Source organism: Sphingosinicellaceae bacterium (genome assembly GCA_019285715.1).
GTDB lineage: Bacteria > Pseudomonadota > Alphaproteobacteria > Sphingomonadales > Sphingomonadaceae > Glacieibacterium.
Window position 1 is genome coordinate 1980471 of record CP079108.1, and the last position, 26066, is coordinate 2006536.

Consider the following 26066-nt stretch of genomic DNA (forward strand, 5'->3'; position numbering starts at 1 on the left):
TCAGGCGACCCGGTAGCGCTCGAGCCAGTGCGCATAGGGGGCGGGCAGGGTCCACGCCGCCTTGTCGACACCCAGCGCCAGCGCGGCATGATACGGCCAGTGCGGATTGGCGAGCAGTGGGCGGCCGAGCGACACGAGGTCGGTCTTGCCCTCGACGATCAGCGCTTCGGCCTGCGCTGCGTCGCTGACGAACCAGCTCGTCGTCGCCGGAAGCCCGGCCTCGTCGCGGACGCGCTGGGCGATCGGACCCATGAACGACGGGCCCCAGGGGATCTGCGCGGTCGCGGTCGAGAAGCCCATGCTAACGTCGATCAGGTCGAGGCCGGTCGCCTTGAAGCGGCGGACCATCTCGATGCCTTCTTCCAGGTCGTCGGAGCCGTCGAACTCGGTGACGCCGAAGCGTGCGGTCAGCGGCAGATGGTCGGGCCAGACCTCGCGGACCGCGGCGAGGGTCTCGAGCAGGAAGCGGCCGCGACCGTCGATGCCACCGCCATATTGGTCGTCCCGCTTGTTGGACCAGGTCGAGAAGAAGCTCTGCGCGAGGTAGCCGTGGGCGAAGTGGAGCTCTAGCCACTCGAAGCCTGCCGACAGCGCGCGCTTGGCCGCCGCGACGAAGTCGGCCTTGACCCGCTCGATGTCGGCCAGCGTCATAGCGGCGGGAACCTTGGGCAGGGTGCCACCGAAGGCAATCGCCGACGGCGCGATGATCGGCCAGCCACGCGGGTCGCTGTCGGCCATGTGGTCGTCGCCTTCCCACGGGCGATTGGCGCTCGCCTTGCGGCCGGCGTGGGCGATCTGGATGCCCGGGACCGCGCCGGCAGCCTTGATCGAGGCGACGGTGTGGCTCCAGCGCTCGGCCTGCGCATCGGTCCAGATGCCCGCGTCGCCGGGCGTGATCCGGCCCTCGGGCGAAACCGCGGAGGCTTCGGCGATGACGAGGGCCGCACCGCCGCGCGCCAGGCTGGTCAGGTGGACGTGATGCCAGTCGTTGATCAGGCCCTCGTCGGCGGAATATTGGCACATCGGCGAGACCACGATGCGGTTGCGCAGCGTGACGCCTTTCAGCGTGTAGGGGGTAAACAGGGCAGGCAAGGCAGGTCTCCAGGGGCTCGGATATTCGTTAGTTCGAGTATTATCGAACATTGAAACCTTACGCAAGGCCTGCTATCACGACGGCATGAGAACCATCACCCATCCGGCGATCGAGGAAGTGGCGCTCTGCCAGGTCCTCTACGCGCTCAGCGACCCGGTTCGCCTGGAAGTCGTCCGCACGCTCGCCCGCCTCGGCGAGGCCACCTGCTCAGCCCTCGACGGCGGCCGCCCAAAGTCAACAATGTCCCATCATTTCAGGGTGTTGCGCGACGCTGGCTTGGTCCGCACCCGCACCGACGGCCCCACCCACATGAACGATCTTCGTATCGATGATGTTGGCAGGAAATTCCCCGGCCTCCTCGACGCAGTCCTCGTTGCCGGTTAGCAGGCCGGCATGGAAATCACGGCAGCCGTCCTCGAAACCCGCGATGCAGCGCGACCCTATTCCTCCTCGCTCCCCCTCCGGCTGGCGACCCTCGACCTCGCCGCGCCACGCCCCGGCGAACTGCTGGTCCGCATCGATGCTGCCGGCCTTTGCCACTCCGACCTCTCGGTCATCAACGGCGACCGCCCACGCCCCCTCCCGATGGCGCTCGGCCATGAAGCCGCCGCCACCGTCGTCGCGACCGGCGATCCCGCCGACCCCGGCTTCGCCCCCGGCGACCAGGTCGTGCTCGTCTTCCTCCCCGCCTGCGGCCACTGCCCGGCCTGCGCCGCTGGGGAAGGCTATCTCTGCCCTAACGGTGCCGCAGCGAACGGCAAGGGCGAGCTCCTCCACGGCGGCAGCCGGCTCAGTGCTTCGGGCAGCGGTGTCCACCACCACCTCGGTGTCTCGGCGTTCGCCACCCATGCCGTCGTCGACCGGCGCTCGGCGGTCCGCATCGACCGCGACATCCCCTCGGAGATCGCCGCGCTGTTCGGCTGCGCGGTCCTCACCGGGGTCGGCGCGGTGTTCAACACGGCGCAGGTCCGGCCCGGCGAAAGTGTCCTGATCTACGGCCTCGGCGGCGTCGGTCTGGCGGCTTTGCTCGGCGCGCTGGCCTGCGGCGCGGTCCCAGTCACAGCGGTCGATCCCTCGCCCGAGAAACGCGCGCTGGCCCTCGAACTGGGGGCCGCCGCAGCCGTCGCGCCCGCCGACACGGCCAGCCTCGCCAAGGCCGACGTCGTCGTCGAGACCGTCGGCAAAGCGGTGGTGCTTGCGGAAGCCTACGCCATGGCGCGGCGTGGCGGGCGGGTCGTGACAGTCGGCCTGCCCAACCCGAGCGAGATGCTGTCGATCCCAGCGGTGTCGCTCGTCGCGGAGGGCAAGACCCTGATGGGCAGCTACATGGGCTCGTCGATTCCGTCCCGCGATATCCCGCGCTACATCGCCTTGTGGTGCGCAGGGCGACTCCCGGTCGAGCGTCTGCTGACCTCGGTCAGTCCGATGAGCGACATCAACACGCTGCTCGATCGCCTCGCCGACGGCAGCGCGATACGGCAGGTGATGCGACCCTGAGGCCCAAACTTCGCGACCCCGACTAAAAACTTTCACGTAATTTCCGGCCGAGATCGCATATCGGGAGCGCGATGCACGAAACCAGCCACCTCGACCGGCTCGAAGCCGAAGCGATCTTCATCATGCGCGAGGTCGTTGCCGAGGCGGCGCGCCCGGTGATGCTCTACTCGATCGGCAAGGATTCTGCGGTCATGCTGCATCTTGCCCGCAAGGCGTTCTTCCCCGCGCCGCCGCCGTTCCCGCTGCTCCACGTCGACACGACCTGGAAGTTCAAGGCGATGTACGAACTCCGTGAACGTGCGGCGGCCGCCGCCGGCATGGAGCTGATCGTCCACAAGAACCCCGACGCCGTGGCGCGGGGTATCAACCCTTTCGACCACGGCGCCTTGCACACGGAGTTGTGGAAAACCGAGGGCCTGCGGCAGGCGCTCGAGGCCGGTGGCTACGACGCTGCCTTCGGCGGCGCCCGCCGCGACGAGGAGAAGTCGCGGGCCAAGGAGCGGGTGTTCTCGTTCCGCTCGGCGACCCACCGCTGGGATCCGAAGCAGCAGCGCCCGGAACTTTGGCAGCTGTATAACGCCCGCCTGCATCCGGGGGAATCGATCCGCGTCTTCCCGCTGTCCAACTGGACCGAGCTCGACGTCTGGCAATACATCGAGCGCGAGGGCATCGAGGTCGTGCCGCTATACTTCGCCGCGCCGCGCCCGGTGGTCGAGCGCGACGGACTGCTGATCATGGTCGACGACGACCGCATGCGGCTCAAACCCGGCGAAGTGCCGATGGAGCGCACCGTCAGGTTCCGCACGCTCGGCTGCTATCCGCTGAGCGGCGCGGTCGAGAGCGACGCCGCGACGTTGCCCGAGATCATCGCCGAAATGCGCGCCTCGACGACCTCGGAGCGACAGGGCCGCGCCATCGACAGCGATGCCGGCGCCTCGATGGAGCAGAAGAAGCAGGCGGGGTACTTCTGATGGGCCCGAAGACCTCGACGACCCAGGCGACCAGCCTGCTACGCTTCATCACCTGTGGCTCCGTCGACGACGGCAAGTCGACGCTGATCGGCCGCCTGCTGCACGACACCCACGCCGTCGCCGACGACCAGATGGAGGCACTGGTCGCCGACTCCCGCCGCCACGGTACGCAAGGCGCGGCGCTCGACTTCGCCTTGCTCGTCGATGGACTTTCGGCCGAGCGCGAGCAGGGCATCACCATCGACGTTGCCTATCGCTATTTCGCAACCCCGCGCCGTAGCTTCATCGTCGCCGACACACCGGGCCACGAGCAATACACCCGCAACATGGCGACCGGCGCTTCGACCGCGGACCTCGCGGTCGTCCTCATCGACGCGCGCAAGGGCGTGCTGACCCAGACCCGGCGGCACAGCTACCTCGTCGCGCTGCTTGGCATCCGCCACGTCGTGCTGGCGGTGAACAAGATGGACCTGATCGGCTGGGACCAAGCCGTATTTGACGCCATCGTGTCCGAATACCGCCAGTTTGCGGCGAGCGTCGGCGTCGCTGCCGTGACCGCAATCCCGTTGTCAGGGCTAAGCGGCGGCAATGTCGCCACAGCCGCCCCGGAGGCCCCGTGGTACGTCGGCCCGACCCTGCTCGACCACCTCGAGACCGTTGTCGTCACCGGCCCCGACGATGTGTCCGCTCCGTTCGCGCTGCCGGTGCAGTGGGTCAACCGCCCCAACCTCGACTTCCGCGGCTTTGCGGGAACGCTGGCGCGCGGCACCGTCCATCCCGGCGACCCGGTCCGCATCCTGCCTTCGGGGCGCACCACCAAGGTCGCGCGAATCGTAACCATGGACGGCGATCTCGACGTCGCCGAGGCAGGTCGGTCGGTAACGCTGACACTGGCCGACGAGGTCGATTGCTCGCGGGGTGATGTCATCGTCGCCGCAAATGCGCCGCTCGAGGTCGCCGACCAATTCGAGGCTACACTCGTCTGGATGGGTGAAACGCCGCTGCTGCCGGGCCGTGCCTATTGGCTCAAGCTCGGCACCCAGACCGTGTCGGCGACGATCGCCGAGCCGAAGTACCGGGTCAACGTCGATACGCTGGAACAGCTGGCGACGAAGACCCTCGACCTGAACGGCATCGGCGTCGCCAACCTGACGCTCGACCGCGCCATCGTCTTTGCGCCGTTCACCGAGAGCCGGACGCTTGGCGGCTTTATCCTGATCGACCGCGCCAGCAACGCGACGGTCGCTGCGGGCATGCTCAACTTCGCGCTCCGCCGGTCGCAGAACATCCATTGGGCTCCCACCGACGTCACCCGCGCCGACCATGCCGCGCAGAAGGGCCAGCGCGCTGCGGTGGTCTGGCTGACCGGCCTGTCGGGCGCAGGCAAGTCGACGATCGCCAACCTCGTCGAGCAGCGCCTGTTCGCGCTCGGGCGGCACAGCTTCCTGCTCGACGGCGACAACGTCCGCCACGGCCTCAACCGCGACTTGGGCTTCACCGACGCAGACCGGGTCGAAAATATTCGACGTGTCGGCGAGGTCGCAAAGTTGATGACCGATGCCGGGTTGATCGTCATCACCGCGTTCATCTCGCCCTTCCGCGCCGAGCGTAATATGGTCCGGGCAATGATCGAGGAAGGTGAGTTCGTCGAGGTTCATGTCGACACACCGCTCGCGGAGGCGGAGCGCCGCGACGTGAAAGGGCTCTACAAGAAGGCTCGGGCCGGGCAGCTCAGCAACTTCACCGGAATCGACTCGCCTTACGAGGCACCCGAGAACCCGGAGTTGAGGATCGACACGACTAACCTGTCGGCCGAGGACGCGGCGGACCAGATCATCGTCCGGCTGCTCGCCTGAGAGGGGTCGCTAGTTCCGGCGATCGACGCAGCGGCGACGATAGTCAGCTGAAGCAATGCGCGCCATCAATTCTGCGTAGCCGCCGTTGACCACTACGGCGTCGCTTGCTTTATCGAGTTGGCCAAACAGCGCGTCGAAATCGCCAAGCGTATCTTCCGTCTTGTGATCGGACTCCGGATACATCGGCAAACTCAAAACAATCAGGCCTTACGCTGCAGAGAATTTCAGGACTGCCCATCCTTACGGTCTACGCTGCTAACCGCCGACCTCTTAGGATGTTCCGTACGTTTACGCACAGTTAACTAAAATTGTAATGCGGATCGCATCCGTTGCAGCGCATTTGAACCAAGCCGCGCCATCGGCTAAGACCCGCGCGACCCCGCCATCCCTTAGCCGAAAGCCCGCATCCCGTGGCCTATCAATACGCCTTTGTCATGAAGGGCCTGTCCAAGGCCTATCCCGGTATGAAGCCGGTGTTCAAGGACATTACGCTGAGCTTCCTGCCCGGTGCCAAGATTGCCATCATCGGGCCCAACGGCGCCGGCAAGTCGACGCTGATGAAGGTCATCGCCGGCATCGACAAGGAGTACCAGGGCGAGGCCTGGGCGGCAGAGGGCATCCGCGTCGGCTATCTGAGCCAGGAGCCGCAGCTCGACAATTCCAAGGACGTCCGCGGCAACGTCATGGACGGTGTCCGTGGGGCCCATGACATGATCGAGCGCTTCAACGCCATCGCCGCCGAGATGGGCGAGCCGACCGACACCACCGATTTCGACGCGCTGATGGCCGAGATGGGCACGCTGCAGGAGAAGATCGACGCGGTCGACGGCTGGACGCTGGATAACCAGCTCGAGATCGCCATGGAAGCACTGCGCACGCCGCCGCCGGAAAGCTCGGTCGCCAATTTGTCGGGCGGTGAGAAGCGCCGCGTCGCTTTGTGCAAGCTGCTGCTCGAGAAGCCCGAGATCCTGCTCCTCGACGAGCCGACCAACCACCTCGATGCCGAGAGCGTCTCGTGGCTTGAGAAGCACCTGCAGGACTATGCCGGCATGGTCATCCTCGTGACCCACGACCGCTACTTCCTCGACAACGTCGTCAAGTGGGTCCTCGAGCTCGACCGCGGCAAGGGCATCCCGTTCGAGGGCAATTATTCGGCATGGCTCGAGGCCAAGGCCAAGCGCATGAGCCAGGAAAGCCGCGAGGACGAGAGCCGCGAGCGCGCCATTCGCGACGAATTGTCGTGGATCCGCTCCAGCCCGAAGGCCCGCCAGACCAAGTCCAAGGCGCGCATCCAGGCGTTCGACGACCTCGTCGAGAAGCAGGCCAACCGTCGCCTCGGCACCGCGCAGATCCTCATCCAGATCCCGGAGCGCCTCGGCTCGACGGTCATCGAGACCAAGGCGCTGGGCAAGAGCTTCGGCGACAAGCTGCTGATCGAGAACCTGTCGTTCAGCCTGCCGCCCGGCGGTATCGTCGGCGTCATCGGGCCGAACGGCGCGGGCAAGACAACGCTGTTCCGCATGATCACCGAGCAGGAAAAGCCCGACGAGGGTACCATCCGCATCGGCGAGACCGTCAAGCTCGGCTATGTCGACCAGTCGCGCGACAACCTCGACTCGAATAAGAACGTCTGGGAGGAAATCTCCGGCGGCAACGAGAAGTTCTACTTCGGCAAGAACGAGGTCCTGACCCGGGCTTACGTCGGCGCGTTCAACTTCAAGGGTGCCGACCAGCAGAAGAAGGTCGGCCAACTGTCGGGCGGCGAACGCAACCGCGTCCACCTCGCCAAGATGCTGGTGCAGGGCGGCAACGTGCTGCTGCTCGACGAGCCGACCAACGACCTCGACGTCGAGACGTTGCGCGCGCTCGAGGAGGCGCTCGAAAGCTTCGCCGGTTGCGCCGTGGTTATCAGCCACGACCGCTTCTTCCTCGACCGACTTGCGACGCATATCCTGGCGTTCGAGGGCGACAGCCATGTCGAATGGTTCGAGGGCAACTTCGAGGCTTACGAAGCCGACAAGCTGGCGCGCATGGGCGACGCCGCCAACCGCCCGACCAAGCTGACCTACAAGCGGCTGACCCGCTAGGCGATGGACGACGCGGTCACCGCGCTCGTCCAGGGCGCCGACCGCGACCGCTGGCTGGCGACGCAGTATGCGCCCGCCGGAGTGCGTGCGGCGCTGCTGGCGGTGCACGCGCTCGACCTCGAACTGGTCAAGGTCATCGCGACCACCACCGAGCCGATGATCGGGCAGATCCGGCTGGCGTGGTGGCGCGAGCGGCTGGAGGGGCTCGACCGCGGTCAGGTACCGGCTCAGCCGGTGCTGCAGGTGCTGGCGGCAGAGGCGTTGCCCCGCGGGGTCATGGGTACCGAACTCGCCGGTTTCGAGGATGCCTGGCTGGCGCTGGCGGCTGGTGACGTGGCGCGGCATGTCGAGGCGCGAGGACTGGCTTTGGGAGCGGCTTCGGCGCGGCTGCTTGGCGGCGATACGGTAACAGCTGTGCGCCTGGCGACGGCATGGGCGGCCGGGGAGGCGGCCCGGAACGGCGAGCCGGGTGGCGTTGCGTCCGCTCCGGGACGCGTCGGCCCGAACCTGCGACCGCTGGCCGGTCTCGCCGCACTCGGTCGCCGCGATCTTGGCCGCGCGGCGAACGGCCTGCCGCCCGAGCCGCGCGCGACGCCGACGCGGCAGTTGATCCTGCTCCGCGCCGCCCTGATCGGTCGCTGACAAGTCCGGCCGCCTCGGCTAAAGCCGGTACGGGGTCGTAATAATCGGGGGAGCATCGATGGTATCTGCAAGTCTGCGCCGCTCGCTGGGCCTGGCCGTGATGGCCCTGCTGCTTGCCGGGGGCGCCTATCTCTGGATGCGGCCGTCGCTGCATCCGGGGGCGGCTTTCGCAGCTCCAGCCGAAGCCGGTCGCCCGATCCCGCCGGGCGAACCTAGGGCGCCGCCGCACCCGTCAGCGCCGTTACCGCAGCGGACCGAGAGGCGCGGCGCTTCAACCGCTACGACAAGGACCGCGACGGCCAGGTCACGCGCGAAGAATACCTCGTCGCGCGTCGCAAGGCGTTCGCCAAGCTCGACCTCGACCATGACGGCAAGCTCAGCTTCGACGAGTACAGCGCCAAGGTCATCACCAAGTTCGCGACCGCCGACGCAGGACACGACGGCAAGCTGTCGGCGGCGGAGTTCGCGACCACCGCGGTCAAGCATCGGATCAAGCCGGCGGCGGCAAACTGCCCGCCGGTGGAAGCTGTCTCGTCTCGGGACGAGGAGGGGTAGGTCGCAGCCCCCCCTGGGGTTGTCGTTCGGGCGAACGCCGGAACCCAGTTGCCCCCAGCGCTCCGAGTTCAGAGTGCGTGATGCAACTGGGTTTCGGCGTCTGCTGGAATGGCAACGGGAGGTAATGTGACCGCCAAGGCGGGTGTTTCCACTCCGCTCCACGCCGCGAAGTCGGCCTTCGCCCGCGCCACCATCGCGGCCTTGCGAACGCTTTTGTGGACCTTCTCGGGCAGCGGCGGGAACAGGCCGAAGTTGACGTTCATCGGCTGATAGGTCTCGGCAGTCGCGTTACCGGTAATGTGCCCTAGCAGCGCCCCGATCGCGGTCGTCGCCGGCGGCACTTCGGCGGTCTCGCCCAGTGCCTCGGCAGCGGCAAACCGCCCCGCCAGCAGACCGACCGCAGCGCTTTCGATATAGCCCTCGCAGCCGGTGATCTGGCCGGCGAAGCGCAGCCGCGGCTCCGACTTCAGCCGCAGCCGCTCGTCGAGCAGCACCGGCGACTTGATGAACGTGTTGCGGTGCAGCCCGCCCAGACGCGCGAACTCGGCATTCTCGAGGCCGGGGATGGTACGGAAGATGCGGACCTGCTCGGCGTGCTTCAGCTTGGTCTGGAAGCCGACGATGTTCCACAATGTGCCCGCGGCATTGTCCTGCCGTAGCTGGATGACCGCGTAGACCCCCTTGCCGACACGCGGATCGCGCAGGCCGACCGGCTTCATGGGCCCGAAGCGGGGCGTGTTGACGCCGAGCTCGGCCATGCGCTCGATCGGCATGCAGCCGTCGAAATAGGGGGTCGTCGCCTCCCACTCGTTGAACTCGGTCTTGGCGCCGTCGAGCAGCGCCTGGATGAAGACGCCGTATTGCTCGCGACTCATCGGGCAGTTGAGATAGTCCTTGGTCTCGCTGCCGTCGGCGTTCGGACGGTCCCAGCGCGACTGGAACCACGCCACCGACAGGTCGATCGAGTCGAAATGCACGACGGGTGCGATCGCGTCGAAGAAGGCGAGGGCGTCCTCGCCAGTCAGGCTGCGGATTGTCTCGGCGAGCGGTGCTGCGGTCAGCGGCCCGGTCGCGACGATCACCGAGGCCCATTCGGCGGGCGGCGCGTCGATGCGCTCGCGGCGCACCTCGATCAGCGGCTCGGCCTCGATGGCTGTCGTGACCGCGTCGGCAAACAGGTCGCGGTCGACCGCCAGCGCCGACCCGGCGGGCACGCGGGCCGCGTCGCCGCAGCGCATGATCAGCGAGCCGAGGTCGCGGAGTTCGCGGTGCAGAAGCCCGACGGCGTTGTTCTCGGGGTCGTCGGAGCGGAAGCTGTTCGAGCACACAAGTTCCGCGAGTTTGTCGGTGTAATGCGCGTCGGTGCCTTCGACGCCGCGCATTTCGTGGAGGACGACAGGCACGCCGGCACGAGCGCACTGCCAAGCGGCTTCGGAGCCAGCGAGGCCGCCCCCGATGATGTGGATAAGTTGCATCGCCGGTGTCTAGCACCGCGGCATCGCGTGAAAAAGCGCGCGGCAGAATCCAGTACCGCCGCGCGCGTTTCTTCAGCGGGGGCTGGTCGTGCTGTCGGTGCTCGGCGTGTCGGTGGTCGAGCCGCTGCTCATCGAGCTACCCGTGGAACCCGAGCCGGTCTTGTGGCGGGTGGAGCTGCTGTGCTTCTTCGTCGCCTTCGAAGACATGCCCGTCAAGCTGTTGCCCATCGCGCCTGAACTCGACATCGAGCTATCGGTGCCCGGGCTCATCGATCCCGACGACGTGCCCATCGAGCTGCCGCTCGACATGCCGCCACTCGAGGTTCCACCACCGGACGTGCCGCCAGCGGTCTGCGCCAACACGGGTGCTGCCAATATCGCGGCCGCTGCAACCGCAACGATAAACTTGCTCATTTCGACTCTCCCTCAAGGCCAGGTGGCCAGCATGATAAGCTTGCGCCGCTACCCACAGTTCCCTGCAATCCGCCCCCTGCGGCAAAGCGGCCGCACGAATTATACAAGCGTATTCAGTTTGTTATGAGAACGGAATGGACCTCGACGGGCTTGCTACGCGGCTCGCTACGGCGCAGCTCGCCAGCCGTCGTGTCGCCAAAGCTCGACCGGGCGGGGCGTGGTGCGGAAACTGGCGTTTCGGGCCGTCATGTCCTAAGGTAGCCCGACACCGACAGCGCAAATCGTTCAGGCCCGAATTACCCTATGGCATCAACAACTTCTACCCCTCCCGTGGGTCCCGATATCGAGCCGATCTCGATCGTCACCGAGATGCGCACGAGCTTCCTCGATTACGCCATGAGCGTCATCGTCGCGCGCGCTCTCCCGGACGTCCGCGATGGCCTCAAGCCCGTCCACCGCCGCATCCTGTGGGGCGCCTACGAGGGCGGCTACGTCTCGGGCAAGCCGTACCGCAAGTCGGCGCGCATCGTCGGCGACGTGATGGGCAAGTACCACCCGCACGGCGACAGCTCGATCTACGACGCCCTCGTCCGAATGGCGCAGGACTGGTCGCTGCGGCTGCCGCTGGTCGACGGACAGGGCAATTTCGGCTCGATGGACCCCGATGCGCCCGCCGCGATGCGCTACACCGAGGCGCGGCTGGCGAAGTCGGCCGACCAGTTGCTCGAGGACATCGACAAGGACACCGTCGACTTCGTCCCCAACTACGACGGGCAGGAGCGGGAGCCGTCCGTCCTCCCGGCGCGCTTCCCGAACCTGCTGGTCAACGGCGCCGGCGGCATCGCGGTCGGCATGGCGACCAACATCCCGCCGCACAATCTCGGCGAGGTCATGGACGCCTGCCGCGCCTATCTCGACGACGGCGCGATCACCGTCGAAGGCCTGATGGAGCACATCAAGGGCCCCGACTTCCCGACCGGCGCCTTCCTGGTCGGCACCACCGGCATCCGCACAGCCTACGAGACCGGGCGCGGCAGCGTCATCATGCGCTCGCGCTGGATCGTCGAGGAAGGCCGCGGCGACCGCCGTTCGCTGGTGCTGACCGAGGTGCCGTTCCAGCTCGGCAAGAACGGGCTGGTCGAGAAGATCGCCGACGCGGTCCGCGACAAGCGCATCGAGGGCGTCAGCGAAGTCCGCGACGAGAGCAGCCGCGAGGGCGTCCGTATCGTCATGGACCTGAAGCGCGACGCCACCCACGAGGTCGTCCTCAACCAGGTCTATCGCCACACGCCCGCGCAGTCGTCGTTCGCGATCAACATGCTGGCGATCCGCGGCGGCAGGCCCGAGCTGCTCAACCTGCGCGACATCATCGTCGCGTTCATCGACTTCCGCGAGGAAGTGATCACCCGCCGCTCGAAGTTCGAGCTGATGAAGGCCCGCGAGCGCGCGCATTTGTTGCTCGGGCTGATGATCGCGGTCGCCAATCTCGACGAGGTCGTGCGCCTGATCCGCGCCTCGGCGACGCCGGCGGAAGCGCGCACCGCGCTGCTCGAGCGCAAGTGGCCGATGGGCGACATCCGGCCCTACCTCGGCATCATCGAGGCCGAGTTGCCCGACGAACGTATTCCCGGCGAAGCGGATGCGACCTATTCACTGTCCGACCTGCAGGTTCGCGCCATTCTCGAACTGCGCCTGTCGAAGCTGACCGCGCTCGGCCGCGACGAGATCGCCGACGAGCTGAAGGAGCTGGCGGCCAGCATCGAGGACCTGCTCGAGATCCTGCGCGACCGCAACCGCCTCCGCCGCGTCATGCGCGAAGAGTTCGACGCGCTCCAGCCGTTCGTCACCAAGCGCCGCAGCGAGCTGGTGCTGGCCGGCGACGATGTCGATGACGAGGACCTGATCGAGCGCGAGGAGATGGTCGTGACCGTCACCCTCGGCGGCTATATCAAGCGCGTACCGCTCGCGACCTACCGATCGCAGCACCGGGGCGGCAAGGGCCGCGCCGGCATGACGACCAAGGAAGAAGACACCGTCGCGCAGCTGTTCGTGACCTCGACGCATACCCCGGTGCTGTTCTTCAGCTCGACCGGCAAGGTCTACCGCCAGAAGGTGTGGCGCATCCCGGAAGGCGGGCCGAACGCCAAGGGCCGGCCGATGATCCACCTGCTGCCGCGCCTCGAGGGCGACGAGAAGATCATCACCGTCGTGCCGCTGCCCGAGGACGAGACCGAGTGGGGCAAGCTCCACGTCATGTTCGCGACCGCGCACGGCTCGGTGCGACGCAACTCGATGGATGCGTTCACCAGCATCAATGCCGGCGGCAAGCTGGCGATCCGCTTCGAGGACGGTGACGACGACCGCCTGATTGCGGTGGCACTGTGCGACCAGCACGACGACGTGTTCCTGGCGTGCCGCAGCGGCAAGGCGATCCGCTTCCCGGTCGACGACGTCCGCGAGTTCGTCAGCCGGACCTCGACCGGCGTCCGGGGCATGACGCTGGGGCAGGGCGACGAGGTCATCTCGATGAGCATCCTCAAGCCGTTTGCCGCCAGCCCTCAGGAGCGCGAGGACTATCTCAAGGCCGCGCCGTGGAAGGGCGATGCGGCGGGCGAGCGTATCCTGTCCGAGACCCGCAGCAAGCAGTTCGCCGATGCCGAGGAGTTCATCCTGACGGTCACCGCCAATGGCTACGGCAAGCGGTCGAGCGCCTACGAGTACCGCCGCACCTCGCGCGGCGGACAGGGCATTCGCAACATCGCCGAGAGCGATCGCAACGGACCGGTGCTCGCCAGTTTCCCGGCGCACGACGGCGACGAGATCATGCTTGTGACCAACCAGGGCAAGCTGATCCGGCTTACCGTCGGCCACCTGCGGGTTATCGGCCGCGCGTCACAGGGCGTGAAACTGTTCGATGTCGCGAAGGACGAGCATGTCGTCTCGGCGGCAAAGATCGGCGACAGCGGCGAAGACGACGACATAGTCGTGGCGGATGGCGCAGGGACTGGTCCGGAAAGTGACGGGCCCGACGCGAGTGGCCCCGATGACAACAACGGCGATAACAATGACGATGCTGGTCCTGCAACGGAACCTGATACGGGCGCGTGACGTTGTAGGGCACGCTGTTTTTGCTTCGCTTCCGTGAAGGGAGTGGGTAACGGACGGCGCGCGTGAGGGACTGCGCAATCAAACGGAGATTATCGATGAAGACTGTTCTTACCCTGGCGGCCGTGGCCAGCCTCGGCCTGCTTGCCGCTTGCGGCGAGAAGGCGAAGACCGTGGACACCACGACCAACGCCGACGGTTCGATGACCACCACCGAAACCACGACGACTGCCGCGCCGACTGCCAACGACGCCGCCAATGCGGTCGCCGACAAGGCCGATGCGACTGCCGATGCGACCAAGGACAAGGCCGATGCTATGGTCGATTCGACCAAGAAGCAGGCCGACGCAATGGTCGACACCGCCAAGAACAACGCCGACGCCATGAAGACTGGTGCCGAGGACAAGGCCGATGCGATGAAGGCCAACGCCGACGCTGCCGCCGACAACATGAAGGCGAAAGCCGACGCGATGAAGAAGTAAGCTCAGCGCTTACTTTGGAATTGGAAGGGGCCGGGCGAAAGTCCGGCCCTTTTTCTATGGGCGTTTGAGCGCTGCATCGACTGATGCTGTCCTACAGCCTGCCTATCTGGTACAATATTCCTGCGCCGGACTCACGGGCGTGCGATCTTTCTCATCGTCCGGGCGGTTAGAACGCAAAGATATCGAACGTTTTCCACAACCGCTTCCGCTCGTCGGTGTAAAATGCAAACCGCGCGAGGGTGTAAACTCTGACAACTCTCGCTGATATTCACGCCGTCCGCACAAACGCCCACCGTGCTTCGTCGGACAATTCCTTGCGGTACGAATACCCATAGCCGTCGAACTTTTTCATGCCGGCGGGGCTCTCCAGTCGCTCGTCGACGATGAAGCGAGCCATCGCGCCCCGGGCCTTCTTGGCGACGAAGGTGTTGAAGCGCAGGTCGCCGTCGCCGTGGTCGTCGCGGAAGTCGATTGCCAGCACCTTGCCGGGCAGGACGGCGACGTCGACTGCCGCGAAATACTCCTTGCTGGCGAGGTTGATCAAAGTCTTGTCCTTGTGACCGGACATGTCGTCGGCCAGCGCCTCGGCGATGCGCTTGCCCCAGAAGGTGTAGAGTCCTCGCTTGCGCCCGATCTTGAGGTCGGTGCCCATCTCGAGCCGGTACGGGCGCATCAGGTCGAGAGGCCGCAGTACGCCGTACAGCCCTGACAGGATGCGGACGTGGTGCTGGGCGAACGCGACGCCTGCCGCGTCGAGCGACTTGCCCTGCAGACCCGTGTAGACGTCGCCGTCGAAGGTGTAGAGTGCCGGTCGTGCCTCGCCGGGCTCGAGCAGGTCCTGGAAGCGGGCGGCATTCTTCTCGGCCAGGGCCTTCGAGATGTGCATCAGCTTCGCCAGCGCGGCAGGCTTGAGCTTCGCCGCAGCCTGCGCCAGCGTCGCGGTCGCCTCGGGGAAGCGTGCCTCCGTGGCGTCAACCTGGGGAATGGGGCTGGTCTCGTCGAGCGACTTGGCAGGCGAAAGCACGGCAAGCATGGCGGCTCCAGGATGTGGCGTGGTGGGGGGATACGCGCAGCGGCCCGCACGTTCAAACCGTGTTCACTGGCGTTGCGACAACGAGGACGGCAGGAATTGACGCGGCGGCCTTCGCAGCTTAGCCAAACTGCAAAATATCACCTTGGAGAGCAAAGACATGACCCCATTCAAGCGCGCACTGCTGGTTGGCCTGCTCGCGAGCGGGATGACCGGCGTCGCGGTGGCGAAGGAAAAGCCCGCCGAGGCCGCCGCTACCGGTGCCGCCGACCCGAAGAACCTGTCGAAGGCTGGGCGCACCGTCGCCGCCGCTGCGCAGAAGCAGGATACCGCGGGCGACTCCGCCGGTGCGATCGCGACCGTCAAGGCGGGCTATGCGGCCGGTGGTCTCAACCCGACCGACGAGTTCTTCCTGTCGCAGATCGAACTCGGTGCCGCGAACAAGATCAAGGACATGGTCTCGCTCGAGGATGCCGTGACGCGTTCGGCCGCAAGCCAGTTCCTGCCGGCGGCCGAAAAGCCCAAGTATCTCCGCAATGCGGCTGCACTGGCTCTGCAGCGCAAGGACTATGCGGCGGCGACCAAGACCTATGAGCAACTTGTCGCGCTGACCCCCGATGACGCTGACTCGATCCTCAACCTGGCGCTGCTGTACAGCGATCAGAAGCAGAACTCGCAGGCCGTCGCGACGCTTGAGAAGGCGATCGCCGCCAAGAAGGCCAAGGGCGAGGTTGCGCCCGAAGTCTGGTATCGCCAGCGGCTCAAGATCGCATTCGACAGCAAGCTGCCGGCGCAGACCAACACCGCCTCGACCGATCTGGTCGCCGCCTACCCGAACCCGGTCAACTGGTACGACGCGCTCAACCTGTTCCGCGACTCCGCGAACGGCGATGACCAGTTCAACCTCGACACCTACCGGCTGATGCATTCCGTCGGCGCGATGGGTCCCGACCGCGAGTGGCAGGAGTATGCCCGGCTGGCGCTCGACAAGGGTTTGCCAGGCGAGGCTCACGCGATCCTGACCGAGGGTATCGCCGTCAAGAAGCTGACCGGCACCAAGCCGATCGAGAAGGAGATCCTCGGCACCTCGACCGGCAAGATCGCCGCCGACAAGGCTTCGCTGGCCGGGCTCGAGCGCGATTCGGCGAAGGCCGCGAACGGCAAGACCGCACTCGGCACCGGCGACGCGTACTTCGGCTATGGCAACTACGCCAAGGCGGCGGAGATGTACCGGATCGCGGTGAGCAAGGGCGGCGTCGACCTGCCGAGCGCCAACCTGCGCCTCGGCGCATCCTTGGCGATGGCGGGAGACAAGGCCGGCGCGACGACGGCGCTCCAGGCCGTGCAGGGCGGTCCACGCCAGCAGCTCGCGCAGTATTGGCTGATCAAGGTCAACGGCAAGGCCTGAGCCGAACGGTCGCCGTCATCCTGGGCGACTTGGATGACGGCAACAGCACCGCCGGCGCGTGCGCACACCACCGGCGGTAGCTTTCCCGGTCGAACGTCCGTATAGAGCGCCACCCCGCGCCCGGCGGGTTGACGCATTTTCGCCGCCGAAGATGCCTAGGAGTGCGCATGGACATCCGACTCGGCCTGACCTTCGACGACGTGTTGCTGGTGCCTGCCGAGTCCGCCGTGTTGCCCAGCGAGGCCGACACCCGCACCCGCATCACGCGTGAGATCGGGCTCAACATCCCGGTCCTGAGCTCGGCGATGGACACCGTCACCGAGGCCGACATGGCGATCGTCATGGCGCAGGCGGGCGGCATCGGCGTCCTCCACCGCAACCTGACCATCGACGAGCAAGCGACCGCAGTCCGCCAGGTCAAGCGCTTCGAGAGCGGCATGGTCGTCAACCCGGTGACCATGGCCGTGGACGGCACGCTCGGTGACGCGCTCGAACTGATGCGCCGCTACAAGATCTCGTCGATCCCGGTCGTCGAGGCATCGGGGCGCCTTGCGGGCATCGTCACCAACCGCGACGTGCGCTTCGCCGAGAACCCCGGCCAGCCGATCCGGGAGCTGATGACCGCGACCAACCTCGCGACAGTCCGCCTCGGCGTCACTCAGGACGACGCGCGGCGCCTGCTCCACGCCCGCCGCATCGAGAAGTTGCTGGTCGTCGACGACAACGAGCATTGCATCGGACTGATCACCGTCAAGGACATCGAGCGGGCGGTTACCTATCCCGACGCTACCAAGGACGCTGCCGGCCGCCTCCGCGTCGCCGCCGCGACAACCGTCGGCGATGCCGGCTTCGAGCGCACCGAGGCGCTGCTCGACGCCGAGTGCGACCTGATCGTGGTCGACACCGCACACGGTCACTCGGTCCGGGTCGCCGAGGCTGTCCGCCGCATCAAGCGCTTGTCCAACTCGGCCCAGGTCATCGCCGGCAACGTCGCCACCGCTGACGCGGCGCGCGCCCTGATCGATGCGGGCGCCGACGGCATCAAGGTCGGCATCGGCCCGGGCTCGATCTGCACGACCCGCATTGTTGCAGGCGTCGGGGTGCCCCAGCTGACCGCGATCATCGACTGCGCGCGTGCGGCGGGCGACGTGCCCGTCATCGCTGACGGTGGCCTCCGCACCAGCGGCGACATCGCCAAGGCGCTGGCGGCGGGCGCGAGCGCGGTGATGATCGGCTCGCTGCTCGCGGGCACCAGCGAGGCCCCGGGCGAGACCTTCCTATGGCAGGGCCGGACCTACAAGAGCTACCGCGGCATGGGCTCGGTCGCGGCTATGGCGCGCGGCTCGGCCGACCGCTACTTCCAGGAGGACATCAAGGACCAGTTGAAGCTGGTCCCCGAGGGCATCGAAGGCCAGGTCGCCTTCAAGGGCCCCGCGGTCGACGTGCTCCACCAGTTGGTCGGCGGCGTGAAGGCCGCGATGGGTTACTCGGGCGCGCCAGACCTCAAGACCTTCCGCGACCGTGCCGAGTTCGTCCGCATCACCAATGCCGGCCTGCGCGAGAGCCACGTCCACGACGTGACGATCACCCGTGAGTCCCCGAACTACCCGGCTGGATGACGAGTTGAAGATATGACCCCGGCAGCCCGCGTCCAGGCGGCGATCGACTGCCTCGACGCCATCGTCGTCGCCGCCCGCGAAGGTGGCGCTGCCGCCGACACCCTGATCCAGCGCTATTTCTCGACCCGGCGCTATGCCGGATCGAAGGACCGGCGTGCCGTCCGCGAGCTGATCTACGCCGTCGTCCGCAACATCGGCGAGCGCCCGGCGGGCGGCCGCACCGCGGTCCTTGCCTACGCCCGCGCCCACGAACCGGCGCTGCTCGAGCTGTTCGACGGGGCTGGGCCGCATGTCCCTGCCGCGCTCGTTCCGGGCGAGCCCGAGGCCGTCCCCGGCCTGGCACCGCGCTGGCTCGTCGACCAGCTCCGCGAGCGCTTCGGACCCTCGACCGACACCGAGCTTGCGGCGTTGCTCGGGCGTGCGCCGCTCGACCTGCGGGTCAACACCTTGAAGGCGCAGCGTGATGCGGTCGCTGCAGAGCTCGGGACGGTCGAACTGCTCGACCTCGCGCCGGATGGGCTGCGCGCCACCGCCGAGCTCAACGTCGAGACGCTCCCCGCCTACCGCGACGGCCGCATCGAGGTGCAGGACGCGGGCAGCCAGTTCGCCGCGCTCGCCTGCGAAGCCAAGGCCGGCGAGACCGTCGTCGACCTGTGCGCCGGGGCGGGTGGCAAGACCCTCGCGCTGGCGGCCGCGATGGGCAACGCCGGCAACCTCATCGCCTGCGATACCGACCGCGCCCGCCTGCGCCAGCTCGAACCGCGGGCGGAGCGCGCCGGTGCGACCATCATCGAGGCGCGGCTGCTCAACCCCGGTCGCGAAGCGGGTGCGCTTGCCGACCTGGCCGGGACCGCAGACCTCGTGCTGATCGATGCGCCGTGTTCGGGGACGGGCACGTGGCGGCGCAACCCAGAGGCGCGCTGGCGGCTGACCCCGGACCGGCTCGACCGGCTGGTCGCCGAACAGGCGCGGCTGCTCGACATCGGCGCGGCATTGGCCAAGCCCGGCGGCCGGCTGGTCTATGTCGTGTGCTCGCTGCTTCCGGCGGAGGGTGAAGCCCAGCTAAAGGCGTGGCTGTCCCGAAATCATGACTGGGAACCGCTGTCATTGCGCAACCCGGCGGGTGGTGCGCCCGTAGATGGGGTAGTGCTGACGCCGGGGATGTTTGGTTGCGACGGTTTTTCCATAGGGGCGGCGCGGCGCGTCTGCTAGGTTTACGTGACACTGGCGGTGTGGGAGTCGAGATGCGCAGGTCCTGGGCGATACCGATAGTCCTGCTGGCGGCGGGAACGATCACCTCCGTCGCGGTCGGCGCTTCGGGCGACGATGCGTTGCGACCTGCCTCGGTTCGCATGCAGGCTGCCGGCGATGCGGCGCTCGCCAAGGCCCAGCCAAGCGCCGCCATCGACGCCTACGAGGCTGCCGTCGCCGCCGATCCGCGCAACGGCCCGGCCTTCATCGGCATGGCCCACGCCTACGAAGCGCTCGGGCTGCCGGGCAAGGCAGTGCGCTTCTACCGTGAGGCGCTCGGGCTCGATCCCAACGATCTCGCCGCGCTGGAAGGGCAGGGCAAGGCGCTCGTGACCCGCGGCGCCCGGGCCCGCGCGAACCTCAACCTCGTCCGTATCCAGACCCTGTGCAAGGGTGAATGCCCCGCCGCGAAGCGCCTCGAAATGGCGCTCGCCGCGCCGGTACCTGTGGTCCCAGCGACGACCGCCAGCGCCGAACCGGCCAAGCCGGACGCTGTCAAGAATTAGCGCGTAGGGCTGAGAGTTGTCAGAGTAAGCACCCTCGGCGCTTTCCTGTTTTTCTGGTTCCGTTCGGCGTGTCGCGGTATCGCCTAACTTATTCAGTGACTTGTGGTGTTGCCAGCGATGAGAATGAGCTGCGCCGACGTTTCGGTGCGATAGATCTGTACCAGATAGGCTATCCGTAGGACAGGGCTGCTTCGCGCCCGTGTTCTCCTTTGCGAGCGTCGCGTGACAGCCTTCCCCGCGACCTCTGTCCGGGCAACGACGCATCTGTCCCCGACGATCGCTGCCAGAGTTTTTGCTGCAACTGGGCTCCGGCCTTCGCCGGAATGACAACTAAAGTCCGGCTTATGCCAGGTGGTTATCTGGACTGAGCACCGCCGCCACCGCCACGAACTCCGCGACCGACAGCGTCTCGGCGCGACGCGAGGTGTCGATACCGCAGCGCTCGAGCGCGTCGAGCGCACCCGCCATGCTGCGCAGGGACGAGCGCAACATCTTGCGGCGCTGACCGAAGGCGGCGGCGGTGAGCGCCTCGAGCACGGGACCGGAGACACCTGCCGGCGCCTCGATCGGCACGAGGTGGACGACCGACGAGGTGATCTTGGGCGGCGGGGTGAACGCCTGCTTCGGCACGTCGAGCGCGATCCGGGGCCGCGACCGCCACTGTGCGAGGACGCTGAGCCGGCCATAGGCCCCGGTGTCGGGTGCGGCGACGATGCGTTGCGCGACTTCTTTCTGGAACATGCAGGTCAGCGACGCCCACCACGGCAGCCATGGCTCGACGGTCAGCCAGCGCACGAACAGCGCGGTGCCGATGTTGTAGGGCAGGTTGGCGACGACGTGCGCGCCGGGCGGGACCAGCGCGGCCTCCTCCTGCGCCAGTGCGTCGCCGGCGATGACGGTCAGCCGGCCCGGCACGATCGCGGCGAGTTCGGCAAGCGCGGGCAGGGCGCGGTCGTCGCGCTCGACGGCGACGACCGACGCGCCGGCGCGGAGCAGGGCGCGGGTCAGGCCGCCGGGGCCGGGCCCGACCTCGTAGACCGTCGCGCCGTCGAGGGAGCCGGGGACGCGCGCAATGCGGTCGAGCAGGTTGCCGTCGAGGAGGAAGTTCTGGCCGAGGCTCTTCTTGGCGGCGAGGCCGTGGGCGGCGATGACCTCGCGCAGCGGCGGCAGGGTGTCCAGTGCGGCTTTGTCCAGGCTCACCCGGCGCGCCGGGACGCGCACTCGCCCGCCATCCGCAACGCCGCGCACATCGCGTCGGCGCGCGCGGTGCCGGTGCCGGCAATGCCGAACGCGGTGCCGTGGTCGGGCGAGGTACGAACGATCGGCAGGCCCAGCGTGACGTTGACGCCCTCGTAGAAGTCGAGCGTTTTCATCGGGATAAGCGCCTGGTCGTGGTACATGCAAAGCGCCACGTCGTAGCCTGCGCGGGCCTCGGCGTGGAACATCGTGTCGGCCGAGCGCGGGCCGGTGACGTCGAAGCCTTCGGCGCGGAGGAGGTCGAGCGCGGGGCCGATGATGTCGAGCTCCTCGCGTCCCAAGGTGCCGCCTTCGCCGGCGTGGGGGTTGAGCCCGGCGACGGCAATCCGCGGCTCGGCAATGCCGAAATCGCGCTGCAGCCCGCGCGCGACGACCCGGCAGCGGGTGACGATCAGCTCGATGGTCAGCGCGCGTGGCACGTCGGCGAGCGCCGTGTGGATGGTTGCCGGCACGGTCTTGAGCGACGGGCCGGCCAGCATCATCGCGACGTTACCGACCGAGACGCCGCAACGCTCCGCGATGAACTCGGTCTGGCCCGGGTAGGTGAAGCCGATGGCGTAAAGCTGCGACTTCGATACCGGGCCGGTGACCAGCCCGGACGCGGCGCCGGTGCGCGCCAGGCCGACGGCGATCTCGAGGGAGTCGAGGGCACACCGCGCGCCGGCGAGGTTGGGGTCGCCCGGCACGATATCGCCGGGGTCGTCGACCTGGATCAACGGCAGGGCGTGGTCCGAGACGCTCGCGGCGTCGGACGGTGAGCCGAGGGTCTCGATCGGGCCGTCCCAGACCGCGGCGATGCTGCGCCGGTCGCCGATCGCGAAGAAGCACGGCAGGTTGGCGGCGCGCCGACCCTCCCAGGCGCGCGCGACGATCTCGGGGCCGATGCCGGCCGGGTCGCCGAGGGCCACGGCAAGCGGCTGCATGGCGACGGTCAACGCCCGGCTGTCTTGGACGTCAGGCTCGGATCAACGTCGCTCACGTCAACGATAGTCGATGATGGCGTCGCGGCGCAGGTTGCGCAGCATCTTCTGCGCCTGCCGGTTGACCCGCTCGTCGTTCATCTGCGCGTAGACCTCCTCGAAGGTGGGGATCTTGGCCTGCGTCGCGCTGTCGTCGCGGTCGCACAACACGAGCACCCGCACGCCGTCCTTGGCCGAGCCGAACGGCGGTGTCGCCTGGCCGATCTTGAGCTGGCCCATGATCGTCTGCAGCGCCGGCGGCAACGCCTTCAGCTTCATCGACTCGTTCGAGGCGATGTCGGCACCAAGCTCCTTGGCGACCTGCTCGGCCCGCGCACAGCCGCCCATCGCCTGGGTTTTCTCCTGGAAGCTCTTGACCAGCTTCTGGGCGTCGGCGTCGGACATGCTTTCCGGGAAGGCGATACCGAGCTGCTTCAGGCTGAGCACCGCTTCACCCGGGTCGCCGCTCATCGCCGAGCGCTTTTCCTCGAGCTTCCAGATCTCGACGCCGCCGGGCACCGCGAAAGGGTCGCTGACCTCGCCGGGCTTGAGCTTCGTGACGATCGGCGCGACGGCATCGCTGAGCTGCGCCGGGCGGACCCAGCCGATGGCGCCGCCGTCGTTGCGGGTCGCGTCCTCGGAAATCTGGCGGGCGTAGACGGTGAACGACGAGCCGGCGCGGATTTCGCCCACATAGGTCGCGGCCTGCTGCATGACCTGGGGCATGTTCTCGGACGACGCCGACAGGAAGATCTTCCGCAGGTTGAGTTCCTCGGTGCCCTTCGACGCGGTCATCTTGGCGATCACCGACTGGACCTCGTCGTCGCCGACGTTGACCATCGGCTCGACCTTGCGGCGCAGCAGCCGGCTCCACGCCAGCTCGGCGCGGATCTGGCCCTTGAGCGCAGCCGGCGCGCTGCCGCCCGAACGCAGGAAGGCCTCGAACTCGGTCGGCGACTTCTTGAAGTTGGTGGCGACGCGCTTGTAGGCCTGCTCGACCTCCTCGTCGGTGATCTTGATGTCCTTCGAGGCCGCTTCCTGGATCTGCAGCTTCTCGTCGATCAGGTTGCGGATGACCTGCAGCCGGAGCCGGTTGCGCTCGGTCTCGTCGATCTGGCCACCGTTCGCCGCGAGGACGAGGTTGAGCCGCTGCTCGACGTCGGTGTCGGTAATCACGTCGTTGTTGACGATCGCCTGCGCCTTGCGAAGCGCCGGGTCGATCTCGCCCAGGATCTTGATTTCGGCGAGGTCGGCGTCAGGGTTGCCGATGACGTCCTGGGCGTGGGCGGCGACGCCGAGCATGGTGCCGGTCAAGCTGAGCGTGCTGCCCGCGACCAGCGCCAGAATCCATTTACCGCGAACCATTCATCTCTCCGAGGGCAGTCCCGCCACTGCCGGCGCGCCCGCGCTGTACAGCGAAGCGGGGAATACGGGAAGCGGTAGTGGCCGACAGCGGCTTAACCCGGCATTAGCGCCCGAGATTCTTGAAGGCGATGGTCAGCGCGTAGGTGTTGCCCTTCCGGAAGTCGCGGTCGGCGATATAGTCGCGACGCCACGATACGCCGAAGCGGAAGCACTCGTCCTCGTAGGCGATACCGACGCGCGAACGTGTCGGCGAGAAGCCGTCGCCGGTCGCGGTCGGGTCCTCGGCCTTCGAGGTCAGGTCGATGATCGTCGACCCGAACACCGACCAGTACTTGGCGAACGCGACGCGTGCCCCGAGGCGCACTTCCTCGCGGTCCTGCAGGTCCTCGGTGTTGATGTCCCGGTTGAGCTTGATGTAGCCGACGGTCAGGTAGCTGCGCGCGGTGCCGAGGGCGATGTCGATCTCGTTGCGGCGGATCGAGAAGTTCGACTTGTCGAGGCGGAAGCGGTGCGTCAGGCTGACGAAGCTGCCGTATTTCAGCGTCGTCCGCCCGACGATGTCCGACAGATTGCCCTCCAGGCCGGTGCCGGCGGGAAACAGGTCGCCCTTGTTGTCGAAGCGCGCCGACTGCGCGACCTCCGTGGTCAGTGCGAAGCGCGGGCGCTGGAAGGCGTACTCGAAGCCGTAGGTGACGCGGCTGCCCCCCTCCCAGCGGTCGTAGCCGGGGTAGCGGTTGAGGTCGAAGATGTTGCTGTCCTCGAGGTCGACGGCGCGCGCATCCTCGTTGGGGATACCGTCGTTGCGGCCGCCGCCGGCGCTGACCAGCTGCACCCGCGGCGTGATCGTCTGCGTGCCGCCGAAGGCCGGTCCGGCGAACGGCCATTCGGCGTCGAGCGCGACCAGCGGCAGGATGCGCGCCTTGACGTGGCCTGAGCCGGCGTACTCCGGGAGGGTCGCCTCGCCGACGTTCCAGCTGTCGAAGACGTCGCCCCGGACCAGCGCGGTCGCCGTGATGCGCTGGCCGAGCGTGGTCAGGAAACTGCGGTCCCAGCGGCCCGAGGCGACGGCGCGCGCCTCGCCCTGGCCGTCGGTGCGGTACAGGCCGAGCGTGTTGCCGGCGATGGTGAAGTGGCCGCCCAGGAAGGCCTCGCGCGGGGTCCAGCGGTAGTCGATCAAGGGCAGCGCGAACGGGGTCTCGCCGCCGGTGCTGCCGGCGCGCAGGTCCTGGAACGCCCACGCCGCGATCGACAGGTACGAGTCCGGCCGGAAGCGCTCCAGTGTGTAGTTCGACCGCAGCGAGTCGTCGTAGTCGAGACCGTAGCGGCGGTTGAAGGTGTCGTCGGTGGTCAGCCGGACCGAGAACGTCGAGCGCCACTCGGGACCGTGCTGGAGTTGGCCGTGCGCCGCGAAATAGCCGCGGAAATGATCGCCCTTGTCGACGAGCGCGACGCCATCGGGCCCGAACTCGGTCAGGTTGGCGTAGGTGAAGAAGCTGTCGATCTGGACCGGGCCGGCCTTGAACAAGCGCCGTGCGGTCAGCGCCAGCGCGGGGTTGGCGTTGGTGTAAAGCCACGGCTTCAAGGTCAGGTCGCGGTCCGACGCGAACGAGATGTTGTACGGAATGCCGATGCCGAGGCCGAGTGAGCGCCGGATCTCGAGGTCGGGCAGCAGCAGCCCCGAAGCCTGGCCCTTGCCGCCGTCGGGATGCGAGAAGCTCGGCAGATAGACTACGGGCACGCCGCCGAAAGCCAGCGACGCCTGGCGGTAGGAGATGCGGTTCTTTTTCGGGTCGTGGATGATCCGGACCGCGCGGATGCTCCACAGCGGCTCGCGCGGGCAGCCGTCGGGGCCGGTAACGGAGCAGGGCGAATAGACCGCGCGATTGAGCGTCGACACGCCGTCGGTGCGGGTTCCCGAGCGCGCCACCAGCCGGCCGCCGTCGTTGAGCACGAGCAGCATGTTCTCGACGGCACCGTCCCTGAGCGATTCGGTCAGCTGGACGCGGTCTCCGAAGACCTGGTTGCCCGAAGGGTCGACGGTGACGACGTTGCCGCGCGCCTCGACCTGGCCCGAGCCGCGGTCGTACTCGACCTCGTCGGCGCGTAGCTTGTAGCCTTGGCGGTTGATCTGGACGTTGCCATGCGCGGTGACGACCTGGTCGTTGTTCGCGTAGGACATGGTGTCTGCAGCGAACTCGATGACGTCGCCGGGCTGGACCAGGGACGCCATGCCGCTGTCCGGCGCTTTCACCGCGCCGTCGGACGTCTTTGACACGCCATCCGGCGTTGCCGACGCCGGCGGCGCGACGGTTTGAGCGGCAAGCGGCAGCGCGATAACCGCAACACCGGAAAGCAGGGCAATACGAAGGAGCAAGCGGAACTTTCGGGGCGGGAAGCGCCGGCGACGTTTAGCACGGCGACCGCGCCCGGCAACGGGGTTCTCCGGCAGCCTGCGCCAACGCATGCATTTGCGCGCCACCTGTGGCGGGTTTAG

General features: G+C 67.5%; 21 protein-coding genes and 1 pseudogene. 14 read left to right on the top strand and 8 right to left on the bottom strand.

What is annotated here, in order from left to right; translation table 11 throughout:
- Positions 1 to 1092 carry an NADH:flavin oxidoreductase/NADH oxidase gene (locus KX816_09195; protein ID QXQ08126.1) on the bottom strand — a complete coding sequence of 364 codons (1092 nt, stop codon included), beginning with the start codon at positions 1090 to 1092 and terminating at the stop codon, positions 1 to 3.
- A gap of 85 nt (positions 1093 to 1177) precedes the next feature.
- On the opposite strand from KX816_09195, the gene KX816_09200 reads away from it, so the two are divergent.
- The 4 genes from KX816_09200 (at position 1178) to cysN (ending at position 5417) form a co-directional block, all read left to right on the top strand.
- Positions 1178 to 1477: a helix-turn-helix domain-containing protein gene (locus KX816_09200; protein ID QXQ08127.1), complete on the top strand. Its 300-nt coding sequence runs from the start codon at positions 1178 to 1180 to the stop codon at positions 1475 to 1477.
- 9 nt (positions 1478 to 1486) lie between these two features.
- Positions 1487 to 2590 (top strand): zinc-binding dehydrogenase, encoded by a 1104-nt coding sequence (locus KX816_09205; GenBank protein ID QXQ08128.1) that lies wholly within the window; start codon positions 1487 to 1489, stop codon positions 2588 to 2590.
- A 71-nt stretch (positions 2591 to 2661) separates the two neighbouring features.
- Positions 2662 to 3561 (top strand): sulfate adenylyltransferase subunit CysD, encoded by a 900-nt coding sequence (gene cysD, locus KX816_09210; protein QXQ08129.1) that lies wholly within the window; start codon positions 2662 to 2664, stop codon positions 3559 to 3561.
- Positions 3561 to 5417, top strand: a complete 1857-nt coding sequence (gene cysN, locus KX816_09215; protein QXQ08130.1) for a sulfate adenylyltransferase subunit CysN — start codon at positions 3561 to 3563, stop codon at positions 5415 to 5417. Before cysD ends, cysN begins: the two co-directional genes overlap by 1 nt.
- 9 nt (positions 5418 to 5426) lie before the next feature.
- On the opposite strand, the gene KX816_09220 is transcribed toward cysN, so the two are convergent.
- On the bottom strand, positions 5427 to 5612 hold the full coding sequence (locus KX816_09220) for a hypothetical protein (protein QXQ08131.1): 186 nt from the start codon (positions 5610 to 5612) through the stop codon (positions 5427 to 5429).
- Positions 5613 to 5827: 215 nt separating this feature from the next.
- Between KX816_09220 and ettA the strand changes: the two genes are divergently transcribed.
- From ettA to KX816_09235, 3 genes and pseudogenes are all read left to right on the top strand, one after another.
- A complete protein-coding gene (ettA, locus tag KX816_09225; protein QXQ08132.1) occupies positions 5828 to 7504 on the top strand; it encodes an energy-dependent translational throttle protein EttA in 1677 nt (558 codons plus the stop codon).
- A gap of 3 nt (positions 7505 to 7507) precedes the next feature.
- Positions 7508 to 8146, top strand: a complete 639-nt coding sequence (locus KX816_09230; protein ID QXQ08133.1) for a squalene/phytoene synthase family protein — start codon at positions 7508 to 7510, stop codon at positions 8144 to 8146.
- A 255-nt stretch (positions 8147 to 8401) separates the two neighbouring features.
- Positions 8402 to 8701 (top strand): annotated as a pseudogene (locus tag KX816_09235) (EF-hand domain-containing protein).
- 68 nt (positions 8702 to 8769) lie between these two features.
- Here the strand turns inward: KX816_09235 and trmFO are convergent.
- A complete protein-coding gene (gene trmFO, locus KX816_09240; protein QXQ08134.1) occupies positions 8770 to 10176 on the bottom strand; it encodes a methylenetetrahydrofolate--tRNA-(uracil(54)-C(5))-methyltransferase (FADH(2)-oxidizing) TrmFO in 1407 nt (468 codons plus the stop codon).
- 88 nt (positions 10177 to 10264) lie between these two features.
- Between trmFO and KX816_09245 the strand changes: the two genes are divergently transcribed.
- The 3 genes from KX816_09245 to KX816_09255 all read left to right on the top strand — a co-directional run bounded on the left by KX816_09245 (position 10265) and on the right by KX816_09255 (position 14177).
- The gene (locus tag KX816_09245; GenBank protein QXQ08135.1) at positions 10265 to 10717 is read left to right on the top strand and encodes a hypothetical protein; all 453 of its coding nucleotides are present in this window, start codon (positions 10265 to 10267) and stop codon (positions 10715 to 10717) included.
- Between the two features lie 176 nt (positions 10718 to 10893).
- Entirely contained in the window at positions 10894 to 13698 is a 2805-nt protein-coding gene (gene gyrA / locus KX816_09250; protein QXQ08136.1) for a DNA gyrase subunit A, read from the top strand.
- Between the two features lie 95 nt (positions 13699 to 13793).
- Positions 13794 to 14177, top strand: coding sequence for a hypothetical protein (locus KX816_09255; protein ID QXQ08137.1), 384 nt, complete (start codon positions 13794 to 13796; stop codon positions 14175 to 14177).
- A gap of 268 nt (positions 14178 to 14445) precedes the next feature.
- Here KX816_09255 and yaaA read toward each other — a convergent pair whose 3' ends face one another.
- Positions 14446 to 15210: a peroxide stress protein YaaA gene (gene yaaA, locus KX816_09260; GenBank protein ID QXQ08138.1), complete on the bottom strand. Its 765-nt coding sequence runs from the start codon at positions 15208 to 15210 to the stop codon at positions 14446 to 14448.
- 157 nt (positions 15211 to 15367) lie between these two features.
- Between yaaA and KX816_09265 the strand changes: the two genes are divergently transcribed.
- The 4 genes from KX816_09265 (at position 15368) to KX816_09280 (ending at position 19991) form a co-directional block, all read left to right on the top strand.
- Entirely contained in the window at positions 15368 to 16615 is a 1248-nt protein-coding gene (locus KX816_09265; GenBank protein ID QXQ08139.1) for a tetratricopeptide repeat protein, read from the top strand.
- A gap of 167 nt (positions 16616 to 16782) precedes the next feature.
- The gene (gene guaB, locus KX816_09270; GenBank protein QXQ08140.1) at positions 16783 to 18234 is read left to right on the top strand and encodes an IMP dehydrogenase; all 1452 of its coding nucleotides are present in this window, start codon (positions 16783 to 16785) and stop codon (positions 18232 to 18234) included.
- Between the two features lie 12 nt (positions 18235 to 18246).
- Positions 18247 to 19446 carry an RsmB/NOP family class I SAM-dependent RNA methyltransferase gene (locus KX816_09275; protein QXQ08141.1) on the top strand — a complete coding sequence of 400 codons (1200 nt, stop codon included), beginning with the start codon at positions 18247 to 18249 and terminating at the stop codon, positions 19444 to 19446.
- Positions 19447 to 19478: 32 nt separating this feature from the next.
- The gene (locus tag KX816_09280) at positions 19479 to 19991 is read left to right on the top strand and encodes a tetratricopeptide repeat protein (GenBank protein QXQ08142.1); all 513 of its coding nucleotides are present in this window, start codon (positions 19479 to 19481) and stop codon (positions 19989 to 19991) included.
- A gap of 342 nt (positions 19992 to 20333) precedes the next feature.
- Here the strand turns inward: KX816_09280 and rsmA are convergent, their stop codons facing one another.
- From rsmA to lptD, 4 genes are all read right to left on the bottom strand, one after another.
- Positions 20334 to 21170, bottom strand: a complete 837-nt coding sequence (gene rsmA, locus KX816_09285) for a 16S rRNA (adenine(1518)-N(6)/adenine(1519)-N(6))-dimethyltransferase RsmA (protein ID QXQ08485.1) — start codon at positions 21168 to 21170, stop codon at positions 20334 to 20336.
- Positions 21171 to 21187: 17 nt separating this feature from the next.
- The gene (pdxA, locus tag KX816_09290; GenBank protein QXQ08486.1) at positions 21188 to 22171 is read right to left on the bottom strand and encodes a 4-hydroxythreonine-4-phosphate dehydrogenase PdxA; all 984 of its coding nucleotides are present in this window, start codon (positions 22169 to 22171) and stop codon (positions 21188 to 21190) included.
- Between the two features lie 57 nt (positions 22172 to 22228).
- Complete coding sequence (locus KX816_09295; GenBank protein QXQ08143.1) at positions 22229 to 23572, bottom strand: peptidylprolyl isomerase; 1344 nt, start codon at positions 23570 to 23572, stop codon at positions 22229 to 22231.
- Between the two features lie 103 nt (positions 23573 to 23675).
- Entirely contained in the window at positions 23676 to 26036 is a 2361-nt protein-coding gene (gene lptD, locus KX816_09300; protein ID QXQ08144.1) for an LPS assembly protein LptD, read from the bottom strand.
- Between the last annotated feature and the right edge of the window lie 30 nt (positions 26037 to 26066).